General features: G+C 45.5%; 6 protein-coding genes, 1 tRNA gene and 2 rRNA genes. 3 read left to right on the top strand and 6 right to left on the bottom strand.

The window, feature by feature from the left end; all coding sequences use genetic code 11:
- The first annotated feature begins 229 nt into the window (after positions 1-229).
- From D5366_RS04525 to D5366_RS04515, 3 genes are all read left to right on the top strand, one after another.
- Positions 230-2,966 (top strand): 23S ribosomal RNA (locus tag D5366_RS04525).
- An 85-nt stretch (positions 2,967-3,051) separates the two neighbouring features.
- Positions 3,052-3,166 (top strand): 5S ribosomal RNA (rrf, locus tag D5366_RS04520).
- A 48-nt stretch (positions 3,167-3,214) separates the two neighbouring features.
- Positions 3,215-3,291 (top strand) — tRNA-Met (locus D5366_RS04515).
- A 207-nt stretch (positions 3,292-3,498) separates the two neighbouring features.
- Here D5366_RS04515 and D5366_RS04510 read toward each other — a convergent pair.
- The 6 genes from D5366_RS04510 to D5366_RS04485 all read right to left on the bottom strand — a co-directional run bounded on the left by D5366_RS04510 (position 3,499) and on the right by D5366_RS04485 (position 12,495).
- Positions 3,499-4,971 carry a phosphomannomutase gene (locus tag D5366_RS04510; RefSeq protein WP_141492469.1) on the bottom strand — a complete coding sequence of 491 codons (1,473 nt, stop codon included), beginning with the start codon at positions 4,969-4,971 and terminating at the stop codon, positions 3,499-3,501.
- Positions 4,972-5,038: 67 nt separating this feature from the next.
- Positions 5,039-6,493: a mannose-1-phosphate guanylyltransferase/mannose-6-phosphate isomerase gene (locus tag D5366_RS04505; protein ID WP_141493824.1), complete on the bottom strand. Its 1,455-nt coding sequence runs from the start codon at positions 6,491-6,493 to the stop codon at positions 5,039-5,041.
- A gap of 132 nt (positions 6,494-6,625) precedes the next feature.
- Positions 6,626-8,116 (bottom strand): sulfatase-like hydrolase/transferase, encoded by a 1,491-nt coding sequence (locus D5366_RS04500; protein ID WP_141492468.1) that lies wholly within the window; start codon positions 8,114-8,116, stop codon positions 6,626-6,628.
- A 12-nt stretch (positions 8,117-8,128) separates the two neighbouring features.
- Positions 8,129-9,361 (bottom strand): glycosyltransferase family 4 protein, encoded by a 1,233-nt coding sequence (locus D5366_RS04495; RefSeq protein WP_141492467.1) that lies wholly within the window; start codon positions 9,359-9,361, stop codon positions 8,129-8,131.
- Complete coding sequence (locus tag D5366_RS04490) at positions 9,358-10,638, bottom strand: capsule biosynthesis protein (protein ID WP_240775347.1); 1,281 nt, start codon at positions 10,636-10,638, stop codon at positions 9,358-9,360. Before D5366_RS04490 ends, D5366_RS04495 begins: the two co-directional genes overlap by 4 nt.
- A 108-nt stretch (positions 10,639-10,746) precedes the next feature.
- On the bottom strand, positions 10,747-12,495 hold the full coding sequence (locus D5366_RS04485) for a capsular polysaccharide export protein, LipB/KpsS family (protein ID WP_141492465.1): 1,749 nt from the start codon (positions 12,493-12,495) through the stop codon (positions 10,747-10,749).
- Between the last annotated feature and the right edge of the window lie 5 nt (positions 12,496-12,500).

Genomic DNA, 12,500 nt, shown 5'->3' with positions numbered 1-12,500 from the left:
TGTTGGTTCTTTGAGAGTGTGAATAGGTTGGTGCATCATCTGCGTGTGCCGTTCTCGGGTTGGTCTGACCCTTTGTGCCTTTGGTACAATGCTAAGAGAATGGCGTGAGCATTCAGATGATGATGAATAAAGAGTGTGTCTGACACTGCGAACATGAGCAGAAGTCGGCAGCATCTTAGGGTGTGGCTGGTTTCTGTGCATGTGTCCAATTCCTTGGAATTGGGTGTTGTGTGAGAATGAGAAGGGCGTTCGGTGGATGCCTTGGCACTGAGAGGCGATGAAGGACGTGGTACGCTGCGAAAAGCCATGGGGAGCTGCGAACAAGCTTTGATCCGTGGATGTCCGAATGGGGCAACCCCCTCGTAAGAGGATCATGCACTGAATACATAGGTGTATGAGGCAAACCCGGGGAACTGAAACATCTAAGTACCTGGAGGAAAAGACATCAACAGAGATTCCGCTAGTAGTGGCGAGCGAACGCGGAGCAGGCCAATGCCTTATTAAGAAGAAGCAAAACGGTCTGGAAAGTCCGGCAAGAATGGGTGATAGCCCCGTATGCATAATGTCTTGATAAGGATTTGAGTAGGGCGGGGCACGTGAAACCCTGTCTGAACATGGGGGGACCACCCTCCAAGCCTAAATACTCCTCAGTGACCGATAGCGAACAAGTACCGTGAGGGAAAGGTGAAAAGCACCCCGATAAGGGGAGTGAAAGAGACCTGAAACCGGACGCCTACAAGCAGTCGGAGCCTCTTATGGGGTGACGGCGTACCTTTTGTATAATGGGTCAGCGAGTTTCTGTTTGCAGCGAGCTTAAGCCGTTAGGTGTAGGCGTAGCGAAAGCGAGTCTGAATAGGGCGACTGAGTTGCTGGCAGAAGACCCGAAACCGAGTGATCTAGCCATGGCCAGGCTGAAGGTGCGGTAACACGCACTGGAGGGCCGAACCCACGCCTGTTGAAAAAGTCGGGGATGAGCTGTGGTTAGGGGTGAAAGGCCAATCAAACTCGGAAATAGCTGGTTCTCCGCGAAATCTATTGAGGTAGACCGTCGGATGTTTACCCTCGGGGGTAGAGCACTGGATGGGCTAGGGGGGCCCAAAGCCTTACCAAACCTAACCAAACTCCGAATACCGAGGAGTATAGTCCGGCAGACAGACAGTGGGTGCTAAGGTCCATTGTCGAGAGGGAAACAGCCCAGACCACCAGCTAAGGCCCCTAAATCGTGACTAAGTGGGAAAGGATGTGGGGATTCCAAAACAACCAGGAGGTTGGCTTAGAAGCAGCCATCCTTTAAAGAAAGCGTAATAGCTCACTGGTCTAATAGAAACCCTGCGCCGAAAATGTAACGGGGCTCAAGTCACGTGCCGAAGCTGTGGGTGCATTCTTATGAATGCGCGGTAGCGGAGCGTTCCGTAGGTCTGCGAAGGAGGCGGGGTGACCCCCTCTGGAGATATCGGAAGTGCGAATGCTGACATGAGTAGCGATAAACAGTGCGAGAAACACTGTCGCCGAAAGTCCAAGGGTTCCTGCGCAAGGTTAATCCACGCAGGGTGAGCCGGCCCCTAAGGCGAGGGCGAAAGCCGTAGTCGATGGGAATCAGGTTAATAGTCCTGAGCCTGCTAGAAGTGACGAATGAGATATGTTGTTGGTTCTTATCGGATTGAACCAGCTTTTGGACCATTCCAGGAAATAGCTCTAGCATATAGACCGTACCCGAAACCGACACAGGTGGACTGGTAGAGTATACCAAGGCGCTTGAGAGAACGATGCTGAAGGAACTAGGCAAATTGCTCGTGTAACTTCGGGATAAACGAGACCCACCCGTGGGCAACCATGTGTGGGTGGCACAGACCAGGGGGTAGCGACTGTTTAGTAAAAACACAGGGCTCTGCGAAATCGAGAGATGACGTATAGGGCCTGACGCCTGCCCGGTGCCGGAAGGTTAAGAGGAGATGTGCAAGCATTGAATTGAAGCCCCGGTAAACGGCGGCCGTAACTATAACGGTCCTAAGGTAGCGAAATTCCTTGTCGGGTAAGTTCCGACCTGCACGAATGGCGTAACGACTTCCCCACTGTCTCCAGCATCGACTCAGCGAAATTGAATTCCCCGTGAAGATGCGGGGTACCCGCGGTCAGACGGAAAGACCCTATGAACCTTTACTGTAGCTTTGCAGTGGCATCAGGAAAATTCTGTGTAGGATAGGTCGGAGGCTTTGAAGCCGGGGCGCCAGCACCGGTGGAGCCATCCTTGAAATACGACCCTGAATTTTTCTGATGTCTAACCGAGATCAGTCAGCCTGATCCGGGACCCTGCATGGTGGGCAGTTTGACTGGGGCGGTCGCCTCCCAAAGTGTAACGGAGGCGCGCGATGGTGGGCTCAGGCCGGTCGGAAACCGGCTGTCGAGTGCAATGGCATAAGCCCGCCTGACTGTGAGAGTGACAGCTCGATCAGAGACGAAAGTCGGCCATAGTGATCCGGTGGTCCCACGTGGACGGGCCATCGCTCAACGGATAAAAGGTACTCTAGGGATAACAGGCTGATCTCCCCCAAGAGTCCACATCGACGGGGAGGTTTGGCACCTCGATGTCGGCTCATCACATCCTGGGGCTGGAGCAGGTCCCAAGGGTTCGGCTGTTCGCCGATTAAAGTGGTACGTGAGCTGGGTTTAGAACGTCGTGAGACAGTTCGGTCCCTATCTGCCGTGGGTGTAAGAGACTTGAGAGGATTTGTCCCTAGTACGAGAGGACCGGGATGAACGAACCTCTGGTGCACCGGTTGTCACGCCAGTGGCACAGCCGGGTAGCTAAGTTCGGACGGGATAACCGCTGAAAGCATCTAAGCGGGAAACCCACCTCAAAACTAGGTCTCATAGAGCCGTGCAAGACCAGCACGTTAATAGGCCGGGTGTATACGTACAGTAATGTACTCAGCTAACCGGTACTAATCGCTCATAATCCTCACACACAAACACATGCACAGAAATCAGTCACACTCAAAAATACACCAACCTCATCACCCTCCTCTACCAACACGAGGGTGAGCTAGAAGACCTGGTGGCCATGGCGAGGATCCTACACCCGATCCCATCCCGAACTCGGCCGTGAAAAACCTCAGCGCCTATGATACTGCACCTTAAGGTGCGGAAAAGTCGGTCGCCGCCAGGTCCCCTAGCTCACCCAATACACACACAAAAAAAACACACAAAACTCATCCGCGGGGTGGAGCAGCCCGGTAGCTCGTCAGGCTCATAACCTGAAGGCCGTAGGTTCAAATCCTACCCCCGCAACCAATTCCCAAAACCTAAATAATAAAACGGCGCTCCTTAAAACACCCAACCTTATTGCACGCGCAGGGTAAGCAAATAGACTTAAGGCTTATGCTTTTTTATGGATTAGAATTTTAACTAAAAGATGCCTAGAGGGTTTTTAAACCCTCTAGGCATCGATACCGTTCTGGACTCATCGGAGACTATGCGGGGCTTGATCGACCGCATTTTTTATTGATTAATCCAATGAGCAACTTTTTTCAGGCTCTCGGAAAGTACTAAATCAGCTTGGGCTTGCGTATGTGACTCAACATAAATGCGAAGTTCAGGAGCGTTTCCAGATGGACGAAGATGTATGACGTCGTCTGAATCAAATGTTAAGCGTAAGCCATCTATTTCATTAATGTTTTTAACAGAGCCACTGATTGTATTGAAACCGATTTCTTCAGCAGAGTTAATGATATCAACCCTGAATTCTTTTAGCTTTTTTTGACTAAGAGCAGTTGGAATATCCTTTAGTCGATCACTAACAGTAAAACGAGCCGGAAGGGTTGTTAGCAGACCAGATAAGCCTTCTTTGTGTTTTAGAGAGGCATCCAACGCACACAACATTGGTAATACAGCATCACGAGTTGGTAGCGCCGTTAAAGTACGACCATTTCGTACGATGTCGCTTGCCAAAAGGAAACCACCGTTGGCTTCATACCCAACCGACGGTACGCAGCCCTCTGCTACGGCTTCGTTCATGGCAACAACAACGTATGGTGATCCTATTTTCGTTCGGCGGATCGAATGTATAGAATTTAATGCTTCAAGCGCTGTATTGCTGCTGACTGGCGTTGTGACAGCAGAAGCTCCGAGGGCTTTAGAAGCAATTATCCCTAAGATATCGCCACGTAACCAACGGCCGTTTTGGTCCGCAAGAAGGGGCCTGTCGGAATCCCCATCTGTCGTGAGAATGGCGTCGTAAAGACCACTTTTTGCCCATCCTTGAGCTAAGGTCACATCTTCCGGCCTGACTGCCTCGGTGTCAACAGAGACGAATTTGTCAGAACGTTCAAGAGGGATAGCCGTGCCTCCTAAGGCCTCAACAATGGAGACGAGAATGTCTCTACCAACAGCAGAGTGTTGGTAAACACCCAAAGTAAGGCCAGACAAAGACGAAGTCCCGAAAAAATCACGATACCGATTTACATATTCGTCGACAACATTCACGGACATTGGTTGTCCAGCGGTATGAGTTAAGTTGCCCGCACCGTCAAACCAGCCAGATGGAAGAGAGACATGATGCTCGCGCATTGCGGTCTCATCGTCTTTTAAAAACTCTCCCTGTGCACGATTGAATTTTATACCGTTTCGATCATCGGGAATATGACTACCAGTTACCATTAGAGAGGGAATTTTTCTCGAGAATGCATACAAACTCAGAGCTGGTGTAGGCACATAACCACAGGTTAGAGGAAGGCCTTTCATCCATAAGATGGCAGCAGAACATGCTTCCAGTATTCGCGGAGTACTGGGCCGCAAATCCCCTGCTATAGCTACTGAAGTACCAGGAGAAAACTCCCCTAACGTCTCCAAATGTTTGAGATAACCTACAGTGTAAGCAAAGCATACAGCATCAGTCATATCGGAGACTAAACCGCGTGCGCCACTGGTGCCAAAGGGGACACTGGATTGGACCATCCACTCGGAAATTTTCATCTATAGACCCAATATTTTCTTCAATAAAAGACCATGTAGCTTAAAAGCTACATAGTCTGATTTTTTATTATTGACGCGAATAAATGTCTTCTATTCTGACAATATCGTCTTCCCCTAAATAGGGGCCTGACTGAACCTCGATGAGTGTCAAAGGGATACGTCCTGGGTTTTCAAGGCGATGTACAGCCCCAAGAGGCAAATAGATGCTCTCATTTTCGCGGACCATAATTTCTTCTGCATCGCGGGTGACAATTGCGGTCCCAGCCACCACGACCCAGTGTTCGGCACGGTGAAAATGTTTTTGCAAAGAGAGCTTATGACCGGGGTCTACATGTATGCGTTTTACTTGAAAGCGCCCGCCTTGGATTAAGCTTTCATAAAAGCCCCAAGGCCGGTACATTCTATTATGGTTGACAGCTTCTGGACGTTTTTCTTTTTCAAGACGCGCCACCATTTTTTTTACGTCTTGTGCTTTATCTCTATGTGATACCATCACGGCATCTTTTGTTACCACGACGATGAGATCTTCGACGCCAGTGACGGTTGCTACGATGCCATCCGAACGAACATAGCAATTTTTAGCACCGTCTAAGAAAACGTCACCAAAAGTAGCATTCCCTTCAGGATCTTTTGGGGTGAGTTCCCAGAGAGCGTCCCAGCTTCCCACGTCTGACCATTTGAAAGTCGATGGAATTACGGCTGCTTTTTTTGTGCGCTCTGCAACGGCATAGTCTATTGAAATATCTGGTGAACGGCTGAACGATTCAGTGGCTAGTCGCTCAAAGTCGTAATCAGTTACACGGTCTTTAACCGATTGATTTACAGAGTTGTAAATTTCAGGCTCGAAAGTTTGTATTTCTGACAAAAGAGTACGAGCTTGTGCAACAAACATGCCAGAGTTCCAAGAAAAACGATCATCTTGGATAAGTGCGGCAGCTTCACTAGCGCTTGGTTTTTCCATAAATTTCGAGACATGGTAGGCGTCCGGTACAGCGGCTAGCTTTTCGCCGCGTTCGATGTAACCATAGCCTGTTTCGGGCTTTGTTGGTTTGATACCAAATGTCGCTATGTATCCAGCCACAGCAGTATCAACAGCACAGTCTAAAGCTTCAATGAGCTTTTCTGTGTTTTCAATTGCTGCATCGGCAGCCATTACCCAAAGAATTGCGTCAGGGTCTTTTTCTGCTACGAGCAAAGCTGCAGCCGTTATTGCTGGTGCAGAGTTGCGAGCGATAGGTTCAAGAACAATGCGAGCGTCCAGTATACCAATTTCGCGGAGTTGCTCGGCAATAATAAAACGATGGGCGTCGTTGCAAATTACAATAGGACTTCCCAAACCCGCGTGTAGGCCACGCTTAGCAGTTTCCTGCAACAGGCTCTTGTCTGACAGTAAAGGCCAAAATTGTTTTGGAAAGCTTTTACGTGATACAGGCCATAGACGGCTACCGGAGCCGCCCGATAGAATTACAGGTATAACTGTGCGCGAAGCAGCAATGATTTTACTGGAATTGGTGGAAGTCATTAGTGAATCCTCGGAACCATAACGGCTAAGATGAAATAAGCTCTTTATATCTTTATACCACAAGAAGTTGTTAGACAATTCGCAAGGGTGCACAAAATATGAAGTTGGTAAATAAAATTTTGAAAAAAAATATTATTTATATATTAGTTTTTCTAAAATAAAATGATGAAGCTGAGCTGGTGTCATAAATATTTCAGAAAAATCGTTATTATATTTAATTTGTCCAAATCCACATATTGCAAAAGGAGTAAATCTTTCATTTCTAGGTATTACTTTATTTGGAATAGAAGGTCGATGGTCACCCAAAAAAACTAGTAGTGCATTTATATTTTCTTTTTCTAAAAATTGACGAATGTCGCCAAACAGAGTGTCCCCATTTTTTAGGTGGCTTAGGTAATCTTTTATGCCTCCAGACCATGGCCCATGATTTTCGATGGTGACAGCATAGATGAGAGCACCGATATTATCTTGAATAGCATTTTTGGTCAGTGCTTTAATTTTTTCGCCGATAGCTTGGTCGCTAATGTAGCGACCGGAATGAGATGCACCACGGAAGTCGTTTATACCAACAAGGTGGTTGAAACCTACAGCAGGCATGATGGTGGCGCGGTCATAAAAATTTAAATCGTGAGGGTGAATAAAAAAACGCTTGCTGCACACGGTGGATAGGCGGTGGGGAAGTGAATTTTTAGTTACTTTTAGGGCTGTTAAATAAGGATCAAACCGACAGAAGCCGAGAACATCTTCTTCATGGCCGAATATGAGGCCATATTCAGTTCGCATAGTATATGCCCCAAAACCGGAAACTAAAAGTTTTCCTACTTCGCCTAGTTTTTTAGATCTATAAATATTATTTATATATTTATGGCTATCGTATTTAATGTTAAGATCTTTAGGGTCTGAAAATGACTCGCACTGAATTATTATTACTATAGGTTTGTCAGTATTTCTGACAATAGGGTAAGTGTTTTTGTTTAGGTTAATTATTGTTTTTTTATCCTCTTTCCACCTTAACCAGCCCAACACAAAAGTAACTAATATTCCGTATTTTTTGTTCGCATCTTCTAATTGCGGATTTGGCAACATTTTTTTTGGTAGGCCAAATAAAGATGAAATATTGAGCAGAAAGATAAAAATCACAAATATAATTAAACCTATAGTTCTATTAATAACGGCATAATCTATATTATTGAGGATATCATAAAGAAAGATATAAAATACTAGCAGTAATAATATTGGCAAGGAGATCGCTAAAATAAAACGTGAATATAATGGAATGGCATTAAAGTAAAATTGAGGGTGTTTAATGAATAATTTTATTATAGCAACATCACAAAACATAAGGGTTTCCCCCAACACTTTATTTTTTATAAATGAGCCAAATAAAATTATAGTAAAAAAAGGTATTGTTATTAATGATGATGCAATATTTCTTCCGGTTAATGTTAATAAAAAGCTGTATACGATAGCAAAAATTGAGCACCTGAACGATATTTCTAATAATAAAGAAACACTACCTGAGAAGGGTTGCTGTTCATTACTTGATTTACCAAGGATATATTTTGAAGATATATCAATTAAATTTACAAAAATTATTGATATTAATAAAGTATATATAAACAATTTATTTATCTTTTAAGCTAATTTTTTTTGAGAAATAAAATTTTCTATTTCAAGCAAACCATTCTTTACACTAGTATCCCAGTTTAATGCATCATTATCTTCAAAATAAGGAGGGGGTGTTTGTGGTGTTTTTAAGCTGGAGTATGTAGATATTGTATCTAACCAACCCAGTCCATCTATAGGGTCTAGATATGTAACTTTGTTTTTTCCAACCTCCTGAAAAACCGGAATATCAGAGCAGATAACTGGGACGTTTAATGCCAAAGCTTCCGCCAGGGGTAAGCCAAAGCCCTCGGAAAATGAAGGAAACAATAAGGCTCTTGCGTTCTTCAAAAGGGCGACAACTTCATCGTTTGGTAAGTTATTGTATTCACGAACTATTCCTGCAAACGAAGGTGTGCGCTCAATCATGTCGATAACCTGTTCGTTTTCCCAGCCTCGTTTGCCAATAATAAGCAGCCTAGGGGTTTTGGCGCCGTGAATTTCGATAAGTCGGCGCCAGACATTTAATAAAAGCAGGTGATTTTTTCGTCCTTCTATAGTGCCTAAACAGACGAAGTATGGTTTTTCCGTAGTCACCTGCAGCGAGTAAGACGCTGCTGTTGTGCGTGGGCTTACACCCAATGGCGCGGGCCATATGGGTACCTCTGGTCGAGGACTATGTTGAAAATATGGAAGAAGCGCGTCCCGTACAGCCAAAGATGGTGTAAGCACTCCGTCTGAAAATTTCACCACTGTCTCGATACGACGCTTATGACGGCTTGGTTCTTTCTCTCTAGAGTATTCAGGGTATTGCAGAGGAATTAAGTCATGGACCATGGGAACAAAAAATGAGTTGTTCCGGCGCTTTATTGTTTCAAAAATACTGGGGCGCGTTAAGTGATGATGTGACATTAAGAGATAAACGTCTGGTCTGGTGTGATCTGTATTTTGTTTGAATTTTGGTAGGATTAGGCTGCGCATTAAGCGTGTGCTCAATTTCTGAACAGCTTTACCTTGTTCGCCATTGTCCCAAAATACCCCGATTTTTTCGATAAAGCTTTTGGCTATTTCAAAAGGCAGGATGGAAAGTCGACCAAATGGGTGTACTGCGGAAAACTGAAGTCTGTCTTCTGCATGTTGGCAGAGATAGCGTGCATATTCGAGTTCAACTCTATCGATCCCAGTTGGCGCTGATGCGGAAGATCTCGACAATAGGCGGGAAATGTCAAACGTATAAAAGGGAAGGGAAGAGTTTGCGGTCATAACTTTGTCAAGTGTCCTGCGGTCGAGGGCAAAAGCTCAACGAGTTCGGCGGGATTGCGGGCTAATTTTTTTCGTAGTGCTTCGCGTCGTGCCATTTCGGAACGCGAAGCTGCAGCAAAATCTCGTGGGCTATGTTTTGTTAGACGGTCCATTGCATTATGCACGAGTTTCTCGATGGCTTCATCTGAGAAAAAGCCTCCCGGGATCAAGCACCGTTCTATTAGCACGCGTCGATATGCCTCAAAAACGTTCATATCAGGGATGCCAGGAGATGCCCAAAACTCAGAGAGGGGGCCTTGAAAGGTAATGCCCGGAATATCGTAAACAGCGCTGCCTAATGTTATTACGGGCTTATTTTCAGCCAAAGCTAAAGTACCTGTTGTGCTGTTGATCGTTATGACGCCAAGAGAAGTTTGCACGAGTTCTGCAATATCACCGCTTTCGAAATAATCAACTCGTTCGGAGACGCCGTAGGCTGCCGCCTGCATGGCGACTTCGTGACGCCAGCTTCGAACGTTATTATCTAAGGGATGCTCTTTTATTACTAATCGCATACCGCGCGGAGCGTGCTCGGTAAAGGAAGCGATAACGGTTCTTATTGCTTCCGCCATACCGCTGAAAGACGAGTGAAGACGAACTTGAGCGTCTGCATCTAATTGCAGGGGGAAAAGCATATAAGGGCTATTTGACGCACGCAGATTAGCTAAAGTTGTATTAGTGCGAGCGAGACGTTTTTTTTGATCAGCTAGTTTCCGCAGCCAGCCAATTCCCTCAGTCAAAGGGTGCCACGGTCTGTAATTGTTCCAGTGTCTGTAGTGCCAGCGTGTTAAAAGATCTGCGGTGTTGTAGGCAAGTCCCTGCAGTGCACGCGTACGGAATGAGGATGGAACAGGGGTGTGGGGAGGCAGACTAGGTAAAGCGGAGGCTTGGTCGAGATAATATTTAGGGTCTTTGGATAGGGTTGAGTTACCATTTACGCCACCCAGTTCAAGAGTCACCCAGTCTGGGCGTAGATAGCCTTCTTCAAAAACGTGCACTGGAATGTGCAAACGTGCACAGACGGCTATTGCAGCGCTATGGAGCGGTCTACAGTCTCCAAACAGAATAACATCGGTAATTTCGTGTTTTACAATAATCTTTAAAAGTGCGTCAGGCCACTCATTTGCGCGACCTGTAAAGTCGATACCACCAGGCAAGCCCCAAGTTAGACGGTCTCCACCATTAAAGTTTACTTTCCAGACGCCATACCCTTCTTTACGAAGAGCTCTACCGATCATACGGAAAAATGGTCCCATCAAACCCTGCAGCAATAGGATATTGCGCTGCACGTTTGGTGTTTGTGTGCGGTTGAATGGTTTTTTGCCGGTTAGCATAGAATTCAGAGGTCACCGTAGTTTTTGCAAAATAGGCCGAGCATTCTTAATGAGCGTCTTTTTTAAAGCTCCTTGCTGTCTCCGTATACGCATTAAAAGAGAAGGTTTCCAGAGTTCAGGTTCACCAAGGCGCTCAATTAATAATTCCGGGCCGCAGGGGAGGCCAGTAAAGGGGTCAATATAGCGAGGATAGAGCAACAATGTGGCGGCGACGAGTTGAGGCATGGTAAGTTGTCTTGTGCGGCGTGCCAGCGGAATACGGTCGGTTGTTAGGCCCCAACCGGCGTAAAAGGGTTGGCCGTAAGTGGTAACCTGTTTCCCTCGCATCAGTGCCTCGAAGCCTGTAAGTGAGGTTAAGGTATGGACTTCGTCAATGCGGTCGAGCAATGGAGCCATTGTTCCCTCACGAGAGATAACATTGGCGAAGCGTAATGCATCTTCGTCAGGTATAGAACCAGCTCTGTGTCCGGCATCTACATCTGGGTGTGGGCGATATAAAATGAAGGCTGTTGGGCAAGCTTTACGAACACGTTTTAAAAGTTCAAAATTTGAGCCAACTTCTTTGCCGCCTAATTTTACGGAAAGGTCGTCAGCTACTTGGCCTGGTACGAGAATAATTTTTTGTTCGATTGGTAGTTCTAAGTCTGGCGAGCTACCGCCGCTCGAATATTTTGAGATATTTTTTTTGAGGATCGTACGGATCAAACACAGTGCGCGTTCTTGCAGATCAGCGTCCAGTGGGTGTGTGGCGAGTAAAACTTCCAGATCGCTTGGTTGGGCGGGGTCGTAATATGCTCCACGTGTATCGGCTATTATTGAGGCTGGAGGCAAAAAACCGCTTCCGAGGCCCGATGAACGTATAAATCCATCTTCTATTCGAAATAGAGAAATTTTTTCTTTGGAGGCTTTTTTTTCGAGGCCTTTTGGAATGCGTGTTGCCCAAACAGCTATACTTTTTTTACTTCGTTTAGCGGCGTTAAGTGCCGTAAAAGGGGTGCGATAGAATGTGAGTGGATGGTTTGGGGTAGAGAAGAATTCGCTCATCCTTTCTCGTTTCCAAAAAGACATACCTAGGCAGGCCCGAATGGTACGGTTTTTGAGAATGATGCTTCTCCATTCCGAAAGTATATTAAGTGTTTCGTATAAAGAGATGGGTGCACCTGAGTATGGGCAATAATAAGATGTGTTGTTGATGATTAAGGATAAAGATTTTGCGGCAATTAAAGAGGAGTTTACAAATTTAATAGAGGCGTCAAAACTGAATTCAAAAATTTCTTTTTTCAAAAAGGAGCTTAAAATAACAATATTATTTATATTAGAATTATAATATATTACTTTTGAAATATTCAAAATTATCGAGTATGGATTGAATGTACTTTCAAATAATATTTTATTAGATAATTTTTTTGAGTTAAACTTTTTATTATTAGAAAATCCCTGAGGTAGTATAAATATTAAGGAATGTTTTTCATAAATTTTCATAATAGCAGCGTACATTTTTAAGGCATTTTCTGCTTGTGGGGGGAGGCACACCAAAATTGAGCCTTGAATTTTTATGTCGGTTTCCCAGAATGTTCCGCCAAGGCGGTGGTGGAGGATGGTTTTAATAATCTGTTGGTTCGCGGGGAGGCTAGAAATGGGTTTAACATCGGTCCATGAGGCATGGACTCGCCCGATTTCTTTGATTTTGCGTCCTAATGGGGGAGTTAATAATAGTAGTGGAGCTGAGGTGTATAGGTTTGAGGAGTTTTTTTCAGACATGGCTT

Origin of the sequence: Neokomagataea tanensis (assembly GCF_006542335.1) — a bacterium.
Classification (GTDB): Bacteria; Pseudomonadota; Alphaproteobacteria; order Acetobacterales; family Acetobacteraceae; genus Gluconobacter; species Gluconobacter tanensis.
This window is presented reverse-complemented; position numbering and strand designations above follow the sequence as displayed.